Origin of the sequence: Nocardioides sp. 503 (genome assembly GCF_004522095.1) — a bacterium.
Lineage (GTDB): Bacteria > Actinomycetota > Actinomycetes > Propionibacteriales > Nocardioidaceae > Nocardioides.
On the sequence record NZ_SPUI01000011.1, the window covers coordinates 43195 to 62785 of the forward strand.

At 73.4% G+C, this 19591-nt stretch carries 17 protein-coding genes; 7 read left to right on the top strand and 10 right to left on the bottom strand.

The annotated features are described in order from the left end of the window. Window positions 1-17 precede the first annotated feature (17 nt). Together E4622_RS21545 and E4622_RS21550 are read right to left on the bottom strand one after the other, a co-directional pair. Window positions 18-839: an ABC transporter permease gene (locus E4622_RS21545; protein WP_134742290.1), complete on the bottom strand. Its 822-nt coding sequence runs from the start codon at window positions 837-839 to the stop codon at window positions 18-20. Continuing rightward, window positions 836-1792, bottom strand: a complete 957-nt coding sequence (locus E4622_RS21550) for an ATP-binding cassette domain-containing protein (RefSeq protein WP_134742291.1) — start codon at window positions 1790-1792, stop codon at window positions 836-838. The genes E4622_RS21545 and E4622_RS21550 overlap by 4 nt, the downstream gene beginning before the upstream one ends. Before the next feature lie 206 nt (window positions 1793-1998). Between E4622_RS21550 and E4622_RS21555 the strand changes: the two genes are divergently transcribed. Genes E4622_RS21555 through E4622_RS21565 form a run of 3 tightly spaced genes read left to right on the top strand, consistent with a single transcriptional unit; the run spans window position 1999 to window position 3864 of the window. After that, complete coding sequence (locus tag E4622_RS21555; protein ID WP_134742292.1) at window positions 1999-2487, top strand: cupin domain-containing protein; 489 nt, start codon at window positions 1999-2001, stop codon at window positions 2485-2487. Between the two features lie 52 nt (window positions 2488-2539). After that, window positions 2540-3151, top strand: a complete 612-nt coding sequence (locus E4622_RS21560) for a sulfite oxidase-like oxidoreductase (protein ID WP_134742293.1) — start codon at window positions 2540-2542, stop codon at window positions 3149-3151. Next, on the top strand, window positions 3148-3864 hold the full coding sequence (locus E4622_RS21565) for an FAD-binding oxidoreductase (RefSeq protein ID WP_245156144.1): 717 nt from the start codon (window positions 3148-3150) through the stop codon (window positions 3862-3864). The genes E4622_RS21560 and E4622_RS21565 overlap by 4 nt, the downstream gene beginning before the upstream one ends. On the opposite strand, the gene E4622_RS21570 is transcribed toward E4622_RS21565, so the two are convergent. From E4622_RS21570 to E4622_RS21590, 5 genes are all read right to left on the bottom strand, one after another. Then, window positions 3854-4855: an alpha/beta hydrolase gene (locus tag E4622_RS21570; protein WP_134742295.1), complete on the bottom strand. Its 1002-nt coding sequence runs from the start codon at window positions 4853-4855 to the stop codon at window positions 3854-3856. The genes E4622_RS21565 and E4622_RS21570 overlap by 11 nt on opposite strands. Before the next feature lie 45 nt (window positions 4856-4900). Continuing rightward, window positions 4901-5389, bottom strand: coding sequence for a PGPGW domain-containing protein (locus E4622_RS21575; RefSeq protein WP_134742296.1), 489 nt, complete (start codon window positions 5387-5389; stop codon window positions 4901-4903). 55 nt (window positions 5390-5444) lie between these two features. After that, entirely contained in the window at window positions 5445-5954 is a 510-nt protein-coding gene (locus tag E4622_RS21580; protein ID WP_209022041.1) for a nuclear transport factor 2 family protein, read from the bottom strand. A gap of 32 nt (window positions 5955-5986) precedes the next feature. After that, entirely contained in the window at window positions 5987-7024 is a 1038-nt protein-coding gene (locus E4622_RS21585; protein WP_134742297.1) for a TerC family protein, read from the bottom strand. 178 nt (window positions 7025-7202) lie between these two features. Further along, entirely contained in the window at window positions 7203-7952 is a 750-nt protein-coding gene (locus tag E4622_RS21590) for a lytic transglycosylase domain-containing protein (protein ID WP_209022042.1), read from the bottom strand. 74 nt (window positions 7953-8026) lie between these two features. Between E4622_RS21590 and E4622_RS21595 the strand changes: the two genes are divergently transcribed. Further along, entirely contained in the window at window positions 8027-9589 is a 1563-nt protein-coding gene (locus E4622_RS21595; RefSeq protein WP_134742299.1) for an adenylate/guanylate cyclase domain-containing protein, read from the top strand. Here the strand turns inward: E4622_RS21595 and E4622_RS21600 are convergent. Together E4622_RS21600 and E4622_RS21605 are read right to left on the bottom strand one after the other, a co-directional pair. Next, a complete protein-coding gene (locus E4622_RS21600; RefSeq protein WP_134742300.1) occupies window positions 9574-10557 on the bottom strand; it encodes an aldo/keto reductase in 984 nt (327 codons plus the stop codon). The genes E4622_RS21595 and E4622_RS21600 overlap by 16 nt on opposite strands. 140 nt (window positions 10558-10697) lie before the next feature. Continuing rightward, window positions 10698-13886: a response regulator gene (locus E4622_RS21605; RefSeq protein WP_245156153.1), complete on the bottom strand. Its 3189-nt coding sequence runs from the start codon at window positions 13884-13886 to the stop codon at window positions 10698-10700. 144 nt (window positions 13887-14030) lie between these two features. Here E4622_RS21605 and icmF point away from each other — a divergent pair, with 144 nt between their 5' ends. From icmF to ppgK, 3 genes are all read left to right on the top strand, one after another. Continuing rightward, entirely contained in the window at window positions 14031-17261 is a 3231-nt protein-coding gene (icmF, locus tag E4622_RS21610) for a fused isobutyryl-CoA mutase/GTPase IcmF (protein ID WP_134742302.1), read from the top strand. Window positions 17262-17387: 126 nt separating this feature from the next. Next, a complete protein-coding gene (locus E4622_RS21615; RefSeq protein ID WP_134742303.1) occupies window positions 17388-18095 on the top strand; it encodes a helical backbone metal receptor in 708 nt (235 codons plus the stop codon). Between the two features lie 60 nt (window positions 18096-18155). Further along, window positions 18156-18929: a polyphosphate--glucose phosphotransferase gene (ppgK, locus tag E4622_RS21620; protein WP_134742304.1), complete on the top strand. Its 774-nt coding sequence runs from the start codon at window positions 18156-18158 to the stop codon at window positions 18927-18929. A 9-nt stretch (window positions 18930-18938) separates the two neighbouring features. On the opposite strand, the gene E4622_RS21625 is transcribed toward ppgK, so the two are convergent. Continuing rightward, entirely contained in the window at window positions 18939-19577 is a 639-nt protein-coding gene (locus E4622_RS21625; RefSeq protein ID WP_134742305.1) for a TetR/AcrR family transcriptional regulator, read from the bottom strand. Between the last annotated feature and the right edge of the window lie 14 nt (window positions 19578-19591).

Below are 19591 nucleotides of genomic sequence, written 5' to 3' on the forward strand. Positions count from 1 at the left end.
CGTACCACGCGCCTCTTTCAGGCGTCGCGGCGGCGCAGCAGGACGTGGGCGAGGGCCAGCAGCGCGCCGGTCTCGAGGGCGAAGACCCCGAAGCCGGTCCAGGGGTCCAGGAGCGTCGGGTTGAAGGGCACGACCATCGAGACCGCCGAGCCGGCGTTGCCGGGCATCAGCTTGACCAGCCACTCGCCGAAGGTGCCGGGCACCAGGTTGGCCATGTTGCCCAGGATCAGCATCAGTGCCAGGACGACCGAGATCGTGGCGGCGGTGTGACGCAGCAGGAAGCCGACGGCGACGCTGAACAGGCCGATGCCCGCGACGAACAGGCCGCCGCCGAGGACGGCGCGCAGCATGTCGCCCTCCAGCGCGATGCCGATGCCCTCGCGGTCGAGGAACCAGTTGCCGCCGGCCCACCCGGCCAGCGCCGTGAGGGTGCCGACCACGAACAGGACGACGGTGACGACCAGCGACTTGGCGGCCAGCACCTTGCCACGAGCCGGGACCGCGGCGAGGCTGCTGCGGATCATGCCGGTGGAGTACTCGGTCGTGACCGCGAGCGCCCCCAGGATCACGGCCGTGATCTGGGCGAACATCATCCCCCAGGTGATGAACGAGCCCGGGGACTCGTCGGCGTCGCCGCTGGCGAGCCACTCGGCGTTGCCCCAGCAGATCAGGACGGTCAGTCCGGCGCCGAGGACGAAGGTCGCGGCGAGGGTCCACCAGGTCGAGCGGACGGTGCTGAGCTTGAGCCACTCGCTGCGCAGCACCGCGCCGAAGCCGGGCCCGGACGGCGACGGCTGCGGCGTCGTGGCGGAGGGGCGCTCCACGGTCGTGGCGGTCATCGGCCTGCTCCTTCGAGGGCGGCGGTGCTGGCGTGGAACTCCACGCTGTCGGCGGTGAGCGCCATGAAGGCGTCCTCGAGCGAGGAGCGCACCAGCGTCAGCTCGTGCAGCACGAGCCCCTGCGCGGCCACGGCCTCGCCGATGGCGGGCGCGTCGAGCCCGGTCACGCGCAGCTCGGAGCCCCGGCCCGTGCCGGAGGCGACCATCTCGACCTCGGCGTCGCGCGCCTGGAGCAGCCGCCCGACCTCGGTGAGGGCGGGCGCCTTGACCCGGACGTACGACGCGGCGTGGTCGCTCATGAACTCCGCCATCGAGCAGTCGGCCAGGATCCGGCCGCGACCGATGACGACCAGGTGGTCGGCCATCAGCGACATCTCGGACATCAGGTGGCTGGAGATGAAGACCGTGCGGCCCTCGTCGGCGAGCTGCCGGGCGAAGGTGCGCACCCAGCGGATCCCCTCGGGGTCCAGGCCGTTGACCGGCTCGTCGAGCACGACGACCGGCGGGTCCCCGAGCATCGCCGCGGCGATCCCGAGGCGCTGGCCCATGCCGAGCGAGAACTTACCGGCCCGCTGGCCGGCGACGCTCTCGAGCCCCACGAGCTCGAGCACCTCGCCGACGCGGGTCGTCGGGATGCCGTTGGACGCCGCCATCCACCTCAGGTGGTCCCGTGCGGACCTCCCGGGGTGGATGGCGTGCGCGTCGAGGAGGGCGCCGATCTCGCGCAGCGGCGCCCGGGCGGCGGCGTAGCGGTGCCCGTTGACGCTGACCGTGCCGGACGTCGGCGCGTCGAGGCCCAGGATCATCCGCATCGTCGTGGACTTGCCGGCGCCGTTGGGGCCGAGGAAGCCGGTGACCCGGCCGGGCTCGACGACGAAGTCGATGCCGTCGACGGCGACCCGGTCGCCGTCCTTGTCGGGGAAGCGCTTGGTCAGCGCGTGGGCGCGGATCATCGCAGCGCCCGTCGGGTGGTGTCGGTGGTCATGGGTCCAGCGTGCTCGCCGGCGCGCGTCGCCACATCAGGGACGACCCCTGGCTCGACCCCGGTCCTGGGGTCGGGGTCGCCGGGGTCGGCCGACAGGAGAACCGGTCGAGTCCGGCGTCGGGCAGTCCGGCCGAAGCCGCACTGACACCGCCCTACGGCGCTAGGTTGCGAGGCATGCCCCTCGCCAAGACCCTGCTCGTGCCCGTCGCCGCCGTCGCGCTGCTCGCCTCCGGGGTGGGGGTCGGGTGGAGCGCCGCGGCCGACGACCCCGAGCCGGTCGTGGTGGTGCGCGAGCTGCTCGCCCAGGACGTCGCCCCGCGCGGCGCCCCGGACCGCACGCTGGGGCTCAACCGCGTGACGGTCATGCCGGGTGCGGAGCTCGTCAGCCACCACCACCCCGGCACCCAGATCGCCTACGTCGAGTCCGGCGTCCTGACCTACACCGTCGAGACGTCCTCCACCGCGGTGCGCACCGGCCCGTCGGACAAGCCGCGCGTCGTACGCCGCATCAAGGCCGGCCAGACCGCGCGCCTGCGCCCGGGCCAGTGGATCGTCGAGCAGCCCCCGATGACCCACCACGCCGCCAACCGCGGCACGACGCCGGTCGTGCTCTACATCTCGACCCTCTTCCGCACCGGCGCCCCCGCCGCCATCCCGGACTGACCGTCCGGAGCCACCCGCCCCGGCCCGCGCGGGTCCGTGGCAGGCTTGGCCCGTGCCAGTGACACGGGGCTTCGGGAGCGGCAGCAGGCGGGGACGGCCGGAGCGGCTGCCCCCCGGTCAGTACGACACCGGCCGCGACTGGCCGGTCCTCACCGCCGAGGCGCAGCCGCGGCTCGCGCCGGAGGACTGGACGATCACCGTCGACGGCGCGGTGGAGCGCCCGCAGACGTGGACCTGGCGCGAGGCGCACGCGCTGCCGGGCTCGACGTACTTCGGCGACATCCACTGCGTCACGACCTGGTCGATGCTCGACACGACCTTCACCGGCGTCAGCGTGGACACGCTGCTCGACCTCGCGGGCCCGCAGCCCGAGGCCGCCTACGTCATGGCGCACTCCTCGACCGGCTACACCACCAACCTGCCGCTCGCCGACGTCACCGACGGCAAGGCCTGGCTCGTCTGGGAGTACGACGGTCGCCCGCTGGCCGCGGAGCACGGGGGGCCGGTGCGGCTGCTCGTGCCGCACCTGTACTTCTGGAAGTCCGCCAAATGGGTCGACCGCCTGGAGCTGATGACCCGCGACCGACCGGGGTTCTGGGAGCAGAACGGCTACCACGACCGCGGCGACCCGTGGCTGGAGCAGCGCTACCAGGGCGACCCGTGACCGCACCGGCGGAGGCGGCCCCCGCGCCCGTCGGCCACTGGACCACCGGCACCGTCGTCGAGCTGGAGCGGCTGGGCGAGCGCCTGGTGCGGCTGCGCCTCGACGTCGCCGACCGGGTCGACCACCTGCCCGGCCAGCACTACGTGCTGCGGCTGCGCGCACCCGACGGCTACACCGCCCAGCGTTCCTACTCGGTCGCCTCCTCGCCCGACGACCCGCTGCTGGAGCTGATGGTCGAGTGCCTGCCCGGCGGCGAGGTCTCGGGCCACCTGCACGACGTCGCCGAGGTGGGCGACGTCTTCGAGCTGCGCGGCCCGATCGGCGGCTGGTTCACGTGGTCCGGCGAGGCGACGGCGCTCTGCGTGGTGGGCGGCACGGGCGTGGTGCCGGTCGTCGCGATGCTGCGCCACGCACGCGTCCACGGGCTGGCCGACCGGCTGCGCGTGGTGGCCGTCGGCCGGAGCCTGGCCGAGCTGCCCTACGCCGCCGAGCTCCTCGACGGGGGCGCCTTCGTGGCGCTCACCCGCGAGAACCTCGGCGACCGCGTCGCCGCCCCGCCCTACCCCGAGGAGATCTCCGCCCTGGCCGAGGGCGTCGAGCGAGCCTACGTGTGCGGGTCGGTCGGCTTCGCGTCGTACGCCACCCGCCTGCTGGGGGAGATCGGCGTCCGGGCCGACACGATCCGCATCGAGCAGTTCGGCGCTACCGGCTGACCTCCGCGCGACCGAGCGCCTCGCGCTGGGAGGCGACGATCGCGGCCATGGCCGGCTTCGCGCCCCTGCTGAAGTGGGGGAAGCTCAGGAAGCCGTGGGGCATGACGTGGAAGTCCTCCACGCGGGCGTGCACGCCGGCGCCCACCAGCGCCTCGGCGTAGCGCACCCCGGCGTCGTGCAGGGGGTCGAGCCCCGCGACCACGACGACGGCCGGCGGCAGCCCGGAGAGGTCCTCGGCGTGCAGGGGCGAGAGCCGCCAGTCGGACGGGTCGTCGGCCTCGGTGAGGTAGAAGCCGCGGAAGATCTCCATGTCGGCGTTGCTGAGGATGATCCCGCGGGTGTTGCCGAGGTACGACTCGTGCTCGCGCAGTCCCTCGGTGAGGTCGGTCGCGGGGTAGATGAGCGCCTGGTGCAGCACGCGCGGGCCCCCCTCGTCGCGCGCCATGATCGCGACGACGGCCGCGAGGTTGCCGCCGGCGCTGTCGCCCATCAGGCCGAGCCGCTCGGAGTCGCCGCCGATCTCGTCGGCGTGGCCGGCGGTCCAGACGAGCGCCTCGTAGCAGTCCTCGACGGCGGCCGGGAAGCGGTGGGTGGGCGCGAGCCGGTAGTCGACGGAGACCACGACGGCGTCGAGGTCGGCCGCGACGTTCGAGCAGATCCAGTCGCCCTGGCGCGAGCTGCCCAGGGCGAACCCGCCGCCGTGGAAGTTGACGACCACCGGTCGCGGCCCGGCGGGTGCGTCCGGGGTGTAGATGCGCAGCGGCACCTCGCCGTGGGTCGCCGGGAAGGAGCTGGTCGAGATCGTGACGCCGGCGCGCGGACGACCGACGAGGAGCCCGGCGACGAACGCGCCGAGGCCGGCGTCGGGGATCACCGAGGTCTGCGCGCGCTCCAGGGCGCGCTCGTCCATGTGCTCGACGGAGAAGCCCTTGTTGGCCTTCAGCAGGCGGTCGATCGCGCGCACGCCCGGGGGCAGCTTGAGCTCGGTCATGACACCGATTGTGTCAGCGTCCCGGTGAGCCACCCCTGGGGCGGGTCAGTCGTCGCTCCAACTGGCGTCGGCGTCGGCCTGCTCGAGGTCGGCCTCGAGCTTGGCGACGGCGTCGGGGTCGCCGTGGAAGCGGCGGTAGCTGTAGACGATCAGCGCCAGTGCGATGAACGCGGACGCGATCTGGGTGACGGCCGTGGCGATGCCGCCCGGCAGCCACCAGCCGTCGCTGAGCGGCCACCAGTCGGGCGCGGGAGGCTGCCAGATCCACAGGGCGCCGGCGGCGAGGAGCACCAGCACGCCGAAGACCGAGACGACCAGCCGCGGGATGGTCTCGACGCTCTCGGCCGCGCCCTTGAGCGCGCGGAACTTGATCGGCGCGAGGCGCCGCTCGGCCCATTCGTACTGCTGGGACAGGATCGCCAGCCCGCCGAACACCATGAGCAGACCGGGCCCGGGGAGGATCAGCGCCGCGATGCCGGCGACGACCAGCAGCCACCCGACCGCCTCGACCCCGACCCGCTTCGCCGCATTCATGCCTCGAGCATCCCAGACCCGGCCAACCTCCGCCCTGGACCGCCCCGCCGGGCGCTCAGCCGCCGTACTGGGCGACGTAGGCGCGGCCCTCGTCGGAGAGGTTGCCGTGCGCCTCGGCGACACGGGCCCAGCGCACCGACATGCGCAGGAAGCGCAGCGGGTTGTAGACGTCCTCCTCGCGGCTCCACAGCCCGTCGCCGGCGTAGGTCATGATCGTGAGGTTGGAGGCCTCGTGCACCGAGCCGTCGCCGGGGTCGGGCATCACGTTGCGCACCTCGCAGACCAGCCGCGAGGCCGGCGCGTCGACCACCTGCCAGGCCAGCGGGAAGCCGGTCATCACCCCGCCCGGGAACGACGTCATCGTCGCCACCGACCACTCCCGGATCGCGTCGCGCCCGCGGAAGGTGCCGAAGGCGTGCTCGACGTACTCGGCGTCCTCGGTGAAGTTCAAGGCGAAGTCGTCCCAGTCGCCGGTGCGCGCGTGCTCCTGCACGCGGGCGTGCATGGCGGCGTACGCCTCGGTGATCTCGTCGGCGGTGAAGCTGCCCGTGCGGTCGGTGGTCACGCGCTCATCCAACCAAGGAACGAGAACAGGTTCTAGTGCTGGTCCGCCGGCTCCGCGGCCGGCGCCGGCTCCTCGGGCGTGCCGGTCGATCCGTCCCGGGAGGCCGCCAGCGAGGTGAGGGTGGTGACCACGAGGATCGCCAGGATCACGCCGAGGGAGGCGAGCGTCGGGATCTCCGGCACCGAGTGCCAGGTCAGGTGCGCCCAGTGGAGCGCGAGCTTGACGCCGATGAAGCCCAGGATGGCGGCCAGCCCGTAGCCCAGGTGCACGAGGCGGGCCAGCGCGCCCTTCAGGACGAAGTAGAGCGCGCGCAGGCCCAGGAGCGCGAACGCGTTGGTGGCGAAGACCAGGTAGGGGTCACCGGTGATGCCGTAGACGGCCGGCACCGAGTCGATCGCGAAGACCAGGTCGGTCGCCAGGACCGCGACCACGACCAGGGCCAGGGGGGTGAGGGCGCGGCGGCCGTCGCGCAGCACGGTCATGCGGGCACCGTCGTAGTCGTCGGTGACCGGCATCAACCGGCGGGCCACGCGCACGACCCGCAGCTGCGAGACGTCGACCTCGTGGTCCTGACCCCTCAGGGCGTCGCGGAGCAGCTTGACTCCCGTGGCCAGCAGCACCAGGCCGAAGACCAGGAACACCCAGTCGAAGGCGCTCAGCGCTGCGGCGCCCAGCGCGATGAACGCGCCGCGCATCACGAGCGCGCCGATGATGCCGTAGAGCAGCACCCGCTGCTGCAGCGCGGCCGGTACGGCGAACGCCGCGAGCAGCAGCATGAAGACGAACAGGTTGTCCACGCTGAGCGCCTTCTCGACGACGTAGCCGGTGTAGTACTCGACGCCGCGCTGGCTGCCGTGCTGGGACCAGACGTAGCCACCGAACGCCAGCGGCAGCGCGACGTAGAAGGCCGACCAGGCGAGGGCCTCCCGCATGGAGACCTCGTGGGGCCGGCGGGTGACGACGAAGTCGACGACGAGCAGGAGCGCCACCGCGGCGATGGTCACGGTCCACAGACCGGGGGTGCCGATGGTGTCCAGCGCCAGCGGCGCGGGCAGGGTGGTCGAGAGCATGGGTCTCCTCAAGTGGTGATCACTTGAGGTCTTCCTCACCGGCCGCGTGCGGCCGGCGACCGCCCGAGACGGCTGTGGAGCCGTCGTACTGACCGGGCGGTGCTGGGCGAGGTACTCCCCTCGCGGCCAGGGTACGGGCGCGGCCCAAGTGGCCCGAGGTCGCCGGGACGGGGACGGATCAGCTCGTGCGGGAGGCGTACGACGTGGCGGCGGCGTAGACGGCGTCCACGTAGGCCTGGGCGTGGTTGTAGGAGAAGATCCCGCCGGCCCAGCCGGTGCCGGTCGTGAGGTCGCGGCCGTCGTGGCACAGGTAGCGGGCGGTGGCGAGGGCGGCGTCGTCGATGTCGTTGGGGTCCGAGCGGCCGTCGCCGTCGCCGTCGGAGGCCCAGGTCTCCCAGGTGGAGGGGATGAACTGCAGCTGCCCGACGGCGTGGTCCCACTGCGGGTCGCCGTGCCAGCGGGTGGACTCCGCGGTCGCCCGGATGGCGGCGACCTTGCCGACCCCGTCGAGCGCCGGGCCCAGGATGCGCCGCGACGACGTGCCGTCCTCGCGCAGTGTGCGTCCGCCGATCGTCCCGTGCTGCGACTCGACCCAGCCGATGCCGGCCAGGGTCGTCCAGCCGAGGCCGCAGTCGGGATCGGCCTGCACGGTGGCGCGGGCGTAGGCCAGCACCGCCCGCTCGGGGATGCCGGCCCGGGCGGCGGTCGCGCTGACCCACGCGGCGTCGATGTTGGGCAGGGTGCTCGCGGGGGCCGCGGCGGCGGTCGCCGGCGCGGCGGCGGGCACGGCGCCCGGGCCCAGGTCGGCGGTCAGGTCGAGCGGCTCGCGGCCGGCGTAGAGCGACTGCTGGAGCACGAACGCGACCCCGCCGATGCCGGCCAGCGCCGCCAGGAGGAGCAGGGCGCTGCGCAGGGGGGAGCCGGTCATGACGCGTCCCAGTATGCGATGCCGGTCCCAGCAGCGCGGCATCGTCGCGGTCGGCCGGCACTAGGCTCGCGCCCATGGGGGACCGCCGTACCGACGTGCGCCGCCGCAACCCCTTCGGCTCGCGCCTGCTCGGCGCAGCGGACCAGTCGGCCCGTGCGCTGCGGATCCGGGTGCAGGTCCTGCTGACCGCGCTCCTGGTCACCACCAACGTCGTCGGGGCGGTGCTGGTCTTCGTCATCTCCTACTTCGTCGTGCCGGCACCGCGCCCCTCCCCCGCCACGGTGCTGTCGCTGGCGATCGCCGTGCCCGTCTACGTCGCCGCCGCGGTCGTGGTGGGCGCCGCGGTCGGCACGGCCACGACCCTGCGGGCGCTGCGGTGGGCCACGACCGGCACTGCGCCCGACGACGACGACCGTCGTACGGCGCTGCGGGTGCCGCTGCGCCTCACCCTGATGCAGGCCGGGATGTGGCTGGTCGCCACCGCGCTGTTCACGCTGCTCGCGGTGGTCCTGCAGCCCAGCCGCGCGCTGAGCACCGGCCTGACGGTGGGCATCGCCGGACTCGTGTCGTGCGGGGTCGCGCACCTGCTGACGGAGTTCACGCTGCGTCCGCTGGCCGCCCGGGCGCTCGCCGGCGAGTCGGTCAGCCGCCGCCCGCGCGGCGCCGGGGTGGGTGGGCGGATGGTGCTGTTCTGGTGGCTCGGGACCGGGGCGCCGGTCGTGGGCCTGCTGGTCGCGGCGATCGTGGCGCTGACCGACGACGGCACCTCGCTGGTGCGCCTGGCGGTGACCGCGCTGGTGCTGGCGGGAGTCATCCTGGTGTTCGGCTTCCTGCTGACGGTGCTCAACGCACGCTCGGTCGTCGCGCCCATCCTGTCCGTGCACGACGCGCTCCTCGACGTCGAGCGCGGCGACCTCGACCGGGAGGTCCCGGTCTACGACGGCACCGAGCTCGGCCTGCTGCAGTCGGGGTTCAACCAGATGGTGAGCGGCCTGCGGGAGCGCGAGCACCTGCGCGACCTGTTCGGGCGCCACGTGGGGCGCGACGTCGCACGGGCCGCGGCCGACGGCGAGGTCGAGCTGGGTGGCGAGACCCGCGTGGTGTCCGTGGTCTTCGTCGACCTGGTCGGCTCCACGACGTACGCCGAGGCGCACTCGGCCACCGAGGTCGTGCAGGTCCTCAACCGCTTCTTCGCCGTCGTGGTCGACGAGGTCGACCGGCACGGCGGGCTGGTCAACAAGTTCATCGGGGACGCGGTGCTCGCGATCTTCGGGGCGCCGGTCGAGCTGGACGACCACGCCGGCGCGGCGCTGGCCGCCGCCCGCACCATGGCCGCGCGCCTGACCGCGGAGGTGCCCGAGATCGGCGCCGGCATCGGGGTGGCCACCGGCGAGGTGGTGGCCGGCAACGTCGGCCACCAGGAGCGCTTCGAGTACACCGTCATCGGCGACGCGGTGAACTCCGCGGCCCGCATCACCGACCTCGCCAAGGACGTCGACGGCCGGCTGCTCGCCGCGTGGCACACGGTGGAGTCGGCCGGCGACGACGCGTCGTCGGGCTGGCGGCGCCACGCCAGCGTCACGCTGCGCGGGCGCGGCGGGGAGACCGAGCTGGCGGTGCCCTACCAGCGCTCGTGAACGGCCGCGCGGAAGCGCTGGTCGTAGATGCGGTGCACGCCCTCCTCGACCTCCTCGCCGAGCGGACCGGCCTGGCCGGCGGCGGCGTTGGAGCGCGACTGGTCGACGTTGCGTGCACCCGGGATGACCGTGGAGACGCCGGGCTGCTGCCAGACCCACGCGATGGCGGCCTGGGCCGGCGTCAGGCCCTCGGGCACCAGCGCCGCGAACTCCTGGGCCGCGGCCACGCCGGTCTCGAAGTCGACGCCCGAGAACGTCTCGCCGATGTCGAAGGCGCTGCCGTCGCGGTTGTAGGTGCGGTGGTCGTCGTCGGCGAACGTCGTCGTGGCGTCGTAGCGGCCCGAGAGGAGGCCCGAGGCCAGCGGCACCCGCGCGATGATGCCGACGCCGGCGGCCTCCGCGGCGGGCAGCACCTCGTCGAGGGGCTTGAGCCGGAAGGCGTTGAGGATGATCTGCACCGAGGCGACGCCGGGGCGCGCGATCGCGCTGAGCGCCTGCGCGGCGGTCTCGACGCTCACGCCGTACGCCGCCAGGGAGCCGCCGGCCACCAGCGCGTCGAGCGCGTCGTAGGTCGCGTCGTCGTCGATCACCGCCGACGGCGGGCAGTGCAGCTGCACGAGGTCGAGGGTGTCGACGCCGAGGTTGCGGCGCGACCGGTCGACCCAGGCGCGGAAGTTGTCGGGCGTGTAGTTCTCGGGGAGCTGCTCGGCGCGGCGCCCCATCTTGGTGGCGACCGTGAAGCCGGCGTCGGCGTGGTCGGCCAGGAAGCGTCCGACGATCTGCTCGCTGCGGCCGTCGCCGTAGACGTCGGCGGTGTCGTAGAACGTCACGCCCTCCTCGGCGGCGGTCTCCAGCACCGCGCGGGCGTCGCTCTCCGAGACGTCGCCCCAGTCGGCGCCGAGCTGCCAGGTGCCGAGGCCGACGACGGAGACGAGGCGGCCGGTGCGTCCGAGGGTGCGCTGTTCCATGCCTCCGACCCTAGGGGGCGGGTGGTGGCTGGCCGGCGGGTGGTGACCGCGAATGCGTGTAACACGTCGTTATGACCTCTTCCACGTCGAAATATCAACGTGGAAGAGGTCATATCGACGTGTTACATGAGGTCGGCGCGTCAGCCGAGGCCGCGGCGCGCGAAGTCGGCGAGCTCGTCGGCGGCGCGGTCGAGGGCGACGGTGAGGTCGGCCAGGTGGGCCGCGGTGGGCAGACCACCGGCGAGGCCGCGGCGCTCGAGGCCCTCGCAGAGCTCGGCCAGGGCGAGCAGCCCCAGGGTGGCGGAGCTGCCCCGAAGGGCGTGGGCCTGGCGGGCGGCCTCCGCGGCGTCACCGTCGGCGGTGGCCTGGCGCAGCCGCTCGGCGGTGGCGGTCGCGGTGGGGACGAAGCGCTCGATCATCCGCGAGACCAGCTCGCGCGGGATGCCGTCGCGGTCGATGAGCTCGCGCAGGCGGCGGGCGGCCGAGGAGTCCGGGGGCTCCACGGGCTCCGGGTCGGGGGCGACCGGCTCGGGGCGCTCGGGGACCCAGCGCGCCAGCGTCGCCTCCAGCAGGTCGACGTCGACGGGCTTGGAGAGGAAGTCGTCCATCCCGGCGGCCAGGCAGCGCTCGCGCTCGTCGGCGATCGCGGCGGCCGTCATCGCGACCACCGGGGTGCGCACGCCGGTGCCGCGCTGCATCGCGCGGATGGCGCGGGTGGCGTCGAAGCCGTCCATCACCGGCATCTGGCAGTCCATGAGGATCACGTCGAACCCGTGGGGCGCGTCGGCGAGCGCCGCGACGCCGGCCGCGCCGTTGTCGGCCAGCACCACGTCGTAGCCCAGCCGGCGCAGCACCCCCTCGGCGACGAGCTGGTTGACGTTGTTGTCCTCCACGACCAGCACCCGCCCGCGCCCGGAGACGCCCGCGGCCGGGGACGCCGGGTCCACGACGCCCGCGCCGGCCGGGTCCATCCGACCGCCGAGGATGGCCAGCACGTCGAGCAGCCGCGCCGGCAGCACCGGCTTGCTCACGAACAGGTCGACGCCCACGTCGCCCAGCCACTCCGCCGTCGGCTCCTCGGCGGCCGACAGCAGCACCAGTCGGGTCTGGTCGTGGCGCTCCTCGGCCCGCAGGATCCGGGCGAGCTGCTCGCCGTCGACGCCGGGCATGTGGTGGTCCAGCAGCACCACGTCGTACGGCGTGCCGGTGCGGACCGACGCGTCGAGCTGCACCAGCGCCTCGTAGGCGGACTCCGCGACCGTGGTGTCGACCCGCCAGACGCCCAGCTGCTCGGCCAGGCTCGTGCGGTTGGTCCCGTTGTCGTCGACCACGAGCACGCGCAGGCCCTCGACGGACTCCTCGCGGGACGCGTCGCGGCGCGGGCCGGGCCCCTCGGGGGGCTCGAAGGCGGCCGTGAACCAGAAGGTGCTGCCGACCCCGACTTCGCTGTCCACCCCGATCTCGCCGCCCATGGCGGTGACGATCCGCTTGCTGATCGCGAGCCCGAGGCCGGTGCCGCCGTACTCGCGGGTCGTCGAGCTGTCAGCCTGGCTGAACGCGTCGAACAGCCGGCCCCGCGCCTCCTCCTGGACGCCCACGCCGGTGTCGGTGACCTCGACGCGCAGCTCGGGGCCGTGCTCGCCGAGGCGACCGGTCGTGCGCACCACCACCTCGCCCTCGGAGGTGAACTTCACCGCGTTGGCTGCGAGGTTGGTGACGACCTGGCCCAGCCGGACCGGGTCGCCGCGCACCAGCCGCGGCAGGTCGGGGGCGCCGGTCACGACCAGCTCGAGGCCCTTCTCGCGGGCCTTCTCGGCGACCAGGCCGACGCTCTGCTCCAGCACGTCGCGGGGGTCGAAGTCGACCTCCTCGAGCTCGAGGTGGCCGGCCTCGATCTTGGAGAGGTCGAGGATGTCGTTGACCAGGGCCAGCAGCGTGCGGCCGGCCTGGTCCACGCCGGCGGCCAGGCGCTGCTGGTGGGCGGTCAGCTCGGTGCGCCGCAGCAGCTCGCTGAGGCCGATGACGCCGTTGAGCGGGGTGCGGATCTCGTGGCTCATCGTGGCCAGGAAGTCCGACTTGGCCCGCGACGCGCTCAGCGCCTCGTCACGCGCGGCGGCGAGCTCCTCGGCCGCCCACTCGCGCTCCGCGACCCGGGCGAGGAAGCCGAGCATCTGGTTGAAGACGGCGAGGTCCGAGGGGCGCGGGGCGACCGGGTCGAGGGAGTCCGAGACGATGACCGCGGCGAGCCGGCCCCCGTAGACGACCGGGCCCGCGACCAGCGCGGTGCCGCCCGGGCCGACCTCGGTGAGGGTGCGCTGGGCCTCTCCGGCGCGCGTGGCCAGGGCGCGCGCGGCACGCCGTACGTCCTGGGGATGCTTGTCCCACGCCACGTCGATGAACCACAGGCCGCCGTCCTCGAGGTAGGGGGCGCCCACCAGCACGGCCGGCCACTGGGCGTAGGGCATGACGTGCTGCTCGGCGGCGTTGAGCACCTCCTCCAGCGTGCGGGCGTCGTTGGCGGCCGACGCCATGGCGCTGAGGAAGCCCAGCCCGAGCTCGTTCTCCTTGGCCGCCGTGACGTCCTGGAGCGTGCCGCCCATGCGCAGCGGCGTGCCGTCGCGGTCGCGGGTCACGACGCCCTGGGCGTGGACCCAGCGGGGCGGCCCGCCCTCGCCGGGGACGCGCGCCTCGAACTCCAGGGTGTCGCTGCCCGCCACCATCCGCTCGAACGCCTCGCGGGCGAGGGGCCGGTCGTCGGGGTGCAGCAGCTCGAAGAACGACTCCGGGGTGGCCTCGAAGGTGTCCGGGTCGACCCCGCAGAGGTGGTAGGTCTGCTCGGACCACTCCGCCTGGCGGGTCGCCAGGTCGAGGTCCCAGCTGCCGATGCGTCCGATCTCCTGGGCCTCGGCGAGCTGGTGCTCGCGCCGCTGGGACTCCGCCAGCACCCGGCGCTGCTCGGTGTGGTCGCTGACGCGGTGCAGCCACCCGCGCAGGGCGCCGTCGTCGTCGCGCAGCGGCGTGCAGCGCACCTGTGCCCAGAACTCGGTCCCGTCGGTGCGGGTCACGCAGCACTCCACCTCGGTGGTGACGTCCTCCTGCTCACGCAGGCGGCGCCGGTGCTGCTGCAGCACCTCCAGCCCGTCGTCGTCGAGCGCCTGGGCCACGTCGTAGCCGGCCACCTCGTCGGGCGCCACGCCCAGCATCTGGGCCATCCGCTCGTTGACGAACACGGTCCGGCCGACCTCGTCGACGACCCACAGCCCGTCGGGCAGCGCCCGCACGATCCAGTCGGGCAGCCCACGAGGAGGCGCGGGACGGCCGTCGTCCATCGCCCTCACCTCGCCCTCCTCCGCACGTCTCGCGCCAACTGTAAGGGTGGCGGCCGAGGGTGTGCGGCCGGTCTGGATGACCGAATTACTAGGACGTCCTACTATATTGGGGGCACGCCCCATCCGTGAGCACCCGGAGGACCGATGTCGGACCCGTACCGCCCCACCCACCCCGTGCGCCTGGTCACGGCCTCGGCGCTGTTCGACGGCCACGACGCCTCGATCAACATCATGCGGCGGATCCTGCAGAGCCAGGGCGCGGAGGTCGTCCACCTGGGCCACAACCGCTCCGTCCAGGAGGTCGTGGACGCGGCGATCGAGGAGGACGTGCAGGGCGTCGCCGTGTCCTCCTACCAGGGAGGGCACGTCGAGTACTTCGAGTACCTCGTGGAGTCGCTGCGCGCCCAGGGCGCCGACCACGTCAAGGTCGTGGGGGGCGGGGGCGGCGTGATCGTGCCCGCCGAGATCGCCCGGCTGCGCGAGTCGGGCGTCACCATCTTCTCCCCCGAGGACGGCCAGCGCCTGGGCCTGGTCGGCATGATCAGCCAGGTCGTCCAGGACTGCGACTTCGACCTGTGGGGCGGGCGCCAGGTGAGCGCCGAGCAGGTGCTCAGCGGCGACCGCTTCGCGATCGCCCGGGCGATCACCTCCGCCGAGCGCGGCCAGCTGCCCGCCGAGGTGCTCGACCAGCTGCGGGCCGCCGGCGCCCGGCACGCTGCCCCGGTCCTGGGCATCACCGGCACCGGCGGGTCCGGCAAGTCCTCGCTCACCGACGAGGTCGTACGCCGCTTCCGGCTCGACCAGCAGGACAAGCTGCGCATCGCGGTGCTGGCCGTCGACCCGACCCGGCGCCGCGGCGGCGGGGCCCTGCTCGGCGACCGGATCCGGATGAACAGCCTCGACGGCGACCGGATCTTCTTCCGCTCCCTCGCCACCCGCGGCGCCCACGAGCTGCCCGAGCACCTCGGCGACGTCCTCGACGTCATCAAGGGCGCCGGCTTCGACCTGGTCGTCGTCGAGACGCCCGGCATCGGCCAGGGCGACGCGGCGATCGTGCCGTTCGTGGACACCTCGATGTACGTGATGACGCCGGAGTTCGGCGCCGCCTCCCAGCTCGAGAAGATCGACATGCTGGACTTCGCCGACCTCGTGGCGATCAACAAGTTCGAGCGCCGCGGCGCCAAGGACGCGCTGCGCGACGTGGGCCGCCAGCTGGTCCGCAACCGCGAGGCCTTCGGCCAGCAGCCGGCGGACATGCCGGTCTTCGGCACCTCCGCGGCGACCTTCAACGACGACGGCGTGACCGCGCTCTACCAGCACCTGCGCGGCCTCCTGGCCGAGCGCGGCCTCCCGGTCTCGGAGGGCACGCTCGCGCCCGTCGAGGTCAAGCACTCCTCCGGCATCCGCCAGGTGGTCCCCTCCGAGCGGGTGCGCTACCTCGCCGAGATCACCGAGACCGTCCGCGGCTACCACGCCCGCACCGCCGAGCTCGTCGAGGCCGCGCGGCGGGTGCAGCGCCTGGAGCTGGTCGCCGCGGAGCTGGCGGCCGGTGACGGCCTGGACGCGGGCGGCGTTCCTGCGCTGCTGGAGCAGGCGCGCAAGGCGCTGCCCCACGAGGTCGCGGAGCAGCTCAAGCGCTGGCCGGACGTCGTGGCGTCGTACTCCGGCGACGAGCAGGTGACCCGGGTGCGCGACCGCGAGATCACCACCCGGCTCACCCGCGAGTCGCTGAGCGGCAACAAGATCCCGCGCGTCTCGCTGCCGCGCTTCACCGACCACGGCGAGCTGGTGCGCTTCTGGCGCGGCGAGAACCTCCCGGGCTACTTCCCCTTCACCGCCGGCGTGTTCCCCTTCAAGCGCGACGGCGAGGACCCCGCCCGGATGTTCGCCGGCGAGGGCGACCCGGCCCGCACCAACCGCCGCTTCAAGATCCTGTCGGCCGACGGCGACGCCAAGCGGCTCTCGACGGCGTTCGACTCCGTGACGCTCTACGGCCGCGACCCCGACCCGCGCCCCGACGTCTACGGCAAGGTCGGCACGTCCGGCGTCTCGGTGGCCACGCTCGACGACATGAAGGTGCTCTACGACGGCTTCGACCTGGTCGCGCCGTCCACGTCGGTGTCCATGACGATCAACGGCCCCGCCCCCACGGTGCTGGCGTTCTTCCTCAACACCGTCATCGACCAGCAGGTCGACGCCTTCCGCGACAAGGAGGGTCGCGAGCCGTCGGAGGAGGAGCGCGCGATGCTCGCGGCGCACGCGGTCGCGAGCGTGCGCGGCACGGTGCAGGCCGACATCCTCAAGGAGGACCAGGGGCAGAACACCTGCCTGTTCTCCACGGAGTTCTCGCTGCGGATGATGGCCGACATCCAGGAGTGGTTCATCCAGCAGCAGGTGCGCAACTTCTACTCGGTCTCGATCTCCGGCTACCACATCGCCGAGGCCGGGGCGAACCCCATCAGCCAGCTCGCGTTCACCCTCGCCAACGGCTTCACCTACGTCGAGGCCTACCTCGCGCGCGGCATGGACATCGACGACTTCGCGCCCAACCTGTCGTTCTTCTTCTCCAACGGCATGGACCCCGAGTACTCCGTCATCGGCCGCGTCGCCCGCCGCATCTGGGCGGTCGCGATGAAGGAGCGCTACGGCGCCAACGAGCGCTCGCAGAAGCTGAAGTACCACGTGCAGACCAGCGGCCGGTCCCTGCACGCGCAGGAGATGGACTTCAACGACATCCGCACCACGCTGCAGGCCCTGATCGCGATCTACGACAACGCCAACTCGCTGCACACCAACGCCTACGACGAGGCCGTGACGACCCCGTCGGAGGACTCGGTGCGCCGGGCGCTCGCGATCCAGCTGATCATCAACCGCGAGTGGGGGCTGGCGATGAACGAGAACCCCCTGCAGGGCTCGTACGTCATCGACGAGCTCACCGACCTCGTCGAGGCGGCGGTGCTGGCGGAGTTCGACGCCATCAACGAGCGCGGCGGCGTCCTCGGCGCGATGGAGACCGGCTACCAGCGCGGCCGCATCCAGGACGAGTCGATGCTCTACGAGCACCGCAAGCACGACGGCTCGCTGCCGATCATCGGCGTCAACACCTTCCGCAAGGCCGACACCGGCGCCGCCCCGCAGGAGATCGAGCTCGCCCGCGCGACCGACGACGAGAAGGAGTCGCAGCTGCGCCGCGTCCGCGCCTTCCAGGCCGCGCACACCGAGGAGTCGGCCGCCGCCATCGCCCGCCTCCGTGAGGCCGCGGTCTCCGGCGAGAACGTCTTCGCCGTCCTCATGGACGCCGCCCGCGTCTGCTCCCTCGGCCAGGTCACCGAGGCGTTCTTCGAGGTCGGCGGGCAGTACCGCAGGAATGTCTGATGGCCACCGTCGTGGGTTGAGGAGGGACGAAGTCCCGTCTCGAAACCTCTGCACCACCACGAGGGCGCTGGGTTTCGAGACGGTTGCTGCGCAACCTCCTCAACCCACGGAAGCGAGGATGTCGGCATGGCCCTGACCCGCATCGTCTCCCTCGTCCCCTCGATCACGGAGGCGCTGGCCCAGGCGCGCCCGGAGGCGCTCGTGGGCGCGACGGACTGGTGCACGCACCCCGCCGACCTCGACGTCACGCGCGTGCGCGGCACCAAGAACCCCGACCTGGCCGCGATCCGCGCCCTGGAGCCGGACGTCGTGGTCGTCAACAAGGAGGAGAACCGTGAGCTCGACGTACGCCGCCTCCGCGACGCCGGCGTCCGGGTGCACGTCACGGTGATCGAGACCGTCCCCGACGCGGTCGCGGCCTACGACGAGCTGTTCGACGACGTCCTCGGCTGGCCGCGCCCCGACTGGCTGGAGCAGGCGCGCGAGCTGTGGTGCGGGCCCCTGCCGCCGGTGACCGGCACGTGCGCGGTGCCGGTGTGGCGTGACCCGTGGATGGTGGTGGGGAGCTCGACGTTCACCGGCGACCTGCTGCGCCGGGCCGGGCTCGCCAACGTCTTCGCCGACCACGCCGACCGCTACCCGAAGGTCGAGGCCGCGGAGATCGACGCCGCCAGGGCCGATGTCGTGCTGCTGCCCGACGAGCCCTACGTCTTCACGGCCGATGACGGTCCCGAGGCGTTCACCCGCACGCCCACCCGGCTCGTGAGCGGTCGGCTGATCACCTGGTACGGCCCGTCCCTCCTCGAGGCGCACGCGGCGCTCGCCCCGGCTTGACCCGCGCGCGGCCACCCCGCGATCCTGAGCCGATCCCGTCAGCCGACCTCTCGAGGACCCATGCGCCTGCCACGACCCCACCTGCCGACCCGACGACACGTGGCCACCCCGGTGGGGGTCGACTTCGGCGGCTCCGGCATCAAGGGCGCACCGGTCGACGTGCAGGCCGGGAAGTTCGCCGCCGACCGGGTGCGGATCCCGACGCCGCAGCCCTCGACGCCGCAGCGCGTCGCCGAGGTGCTGGTGGACCTGCTGGCCCAGCTCCCCGACGCGGAGGGGCCGGTGGGGGTCACGGTCCCCGGCGTCGTACGCCGCGGCGTGGTCGGCAGCGCCGCCAACATCGACCAGTCCTGGATCGGCACCGACGCGGACGCGCTCTTCAGCCGCGCGACCGGGCGCACGGTGCGCACCGTCAACGACGCCGACGCCGCCGGCCTCGCCGAGGTGCGCTTCGGCGCGGCGCGCGGGCAGTCGGGCCTCGTCATCGTGACGACCCTCGGCACGGGCATCGGCAGCGCGTTCGTCCACGACGGGGTGCTGGTCCCCAACTCCGAGCTCGGACACCTCGAGGTCGACGGCGCCAACGCCGAGGCCCGCGCGGCCAACAGCGCCCGGGAGCGCGAGGACCTGTCGTGGGAGGAGTGGGCCGCCCGGCTGACCCGCTACTACCGCACGGTCGAGAAGCTCTTCTCCCCCGACCTGATCGTGGTCGGCGGCGGCGTCAGCAAGCACTCCGAGAGCTTCCTGCCGCTGGTCGAGATCGACACCCCGATCGTGCCCGCCAAGCTGCGCAACAAGGCCGGCATCATCGGCGCCGCCCTCTACGTCAGCTGACGCGCGGCCTCAGGCGTCCGGCGCCGACGGGCGCGTGAACGCCTCGGCCAGCCCGGCCAGCACCTGACCCGTGAGCCCGTCGGGCGCCTCGTGCGGGGCGATCAGGCGCTCCATGGCCATGCCGTTGGCCAGCGCCATGATCGCGACCGCGACGTGCTCGGCGGGGATCGTCAGCTCCGAGCCGCTCGCCTCGGCGTGCAGCCGGACGGCGTCCGCGATCGCGTCGCGCATCGCCGTACGGCGCTCGCGGAACCCCGCGGCGGCCGGGTCCTGGCGCACAGCCCGCTGCCACAGCTCGACGAACAGCAGGTGCCAGTCGCGCTCCTCCTCGGAGGCGGCGTCCAGGCGGTCGCCCAGCGTGCGGGCGATGGCCGGCAGGGACCCCTCGCTGGCCGCGGCGGTGGTGAGCCCGAGCGAGAGGTACGCCGCCGCCCGGTCCTCCGCGAGGGCGGCGACCAGCCCGTCCTTGTTGCCGAAGTTCGAGTAGACCGCGCCCTTGGTGTAGCCGGCCTCCGCCGCGACGTCGTCCAGGCTGGCGCCGTCGATGCCGCGCCGCCCGAAGACCCGGGCGGCCGCCGTCAGCAGCGTCGCGCGGACCTCGGTCCGGCTCGGGCGTCGCACCCGGACCCGCTCCCCCGTCGTTGACATGCGGCCGAGGATAC

What these genes read in the sequence shown, in the direction of transcription:
- E4622_RS21545 (WP_134742290.1), bottom strand. Translation starts at nt 839, where the DNA reads ATGACCGCCACGACCGTGGAGCGCCCCTCCGCCACGACGCCGCAGCCG.
- E4622_RS21550 (WP_134742291.1), bottom strand. Translation starts at nt 1,792, where the DNA reads ATGATCCGCGCCCACGCGCTGACCAAGCGCTTCCCCGACAAGGACGGC.
- E4622_RS21555 (WP_134742292.1), top strand. Translation starts at nt 1,999, where the DNA reads ATGCCCCTCGCCAAGACCCTGCTCGTGCCCGTCGCCGCCGTCGCGCTG.
- E4622_RS21570 (WP_134742295.1), bottom strand. Translation starts at nt 4,855, where the DNA reads ATGACCGAGCTCAAGCTGCCCCCGGGCGTGCGCGCGATCGACCGCCTG.
- E4622_RS21575 (WP_134742296.1), bottom strand. Translation starts at nt 5,389, where the DNA reads ATGAATGCGGCGAAGCGGGTCGGGGTCGAGGCGGTCGGGTGGCTGCTG.
- E4622_RS21585 (WP_134742297.1), bottom strand. Translation starts at nt 7,024, where the DNA reads ATGCTCTCGACCACCCTGCCCGCGCCGCTGGCGCTGGACACCATCGGC.
- E4622_RS21590 (WP_209022042.1), bottom strand. Translation starts at nt 7,952, where the DNA reads ATGACCGGCTCCCCCCTGCGCAGCGCCCTGCTCCTCCTGGCGGCGCTG.
- E4622_RS21595 (WP_134742299.1), top strand. Translation starts at nt 8,027, where the DNA reads ATGGGGGACCGCCGTACCGACGTGCGCCGCCGCAACCCCTTCGGCTCG.
- E4622_RS21600 (WP_134742300.1), bottom strand. Translation starts at nt 10,557, where the DNA reads ATGGAACAGCGCACCCTCGGACGCACCGGCCGCCTCGTCTCCGTCGTC.
- E4622_RS21605 (WP_245156153.1), bottom strand. Translation starts at nt 13,886, where the DNA reads ATGGACGACGGCCGTCCCGCGCCTCCTCGTGGGCTGCCCGACTGGATC.
- icmF (WP_134742302.1), top strand. Translation starts at nt 14,031, where the DNA reads ATGTCGGACCCGTACCGCCCCACCCACCCCGTGCGCCTGGTCACGGCC.
- E4622_RS21615 (WP_134742303.1), top strand. Translation starts at nt 17,388, where the DNA reads ATGGCCCTGACCCGCATCGTCTCCCTCGTCCCCTCGATCACGGAGGCG.
- ppgK (WP_134742304.1), top strand. Translation starts at nt 18,156, where the DNA reads ATGCGCCTGCCACGACCCCACCTGCCGACCCGACGACACGTGGCCACC.
- E4622_RS21625 (WP_134742305.1), bottom strand. Translation starts at nt 19,577, where the DNA reads ATGTCAACGACGGGGGAGCGGGTCCGGGTGCGACGCCCGAGCCGGACC.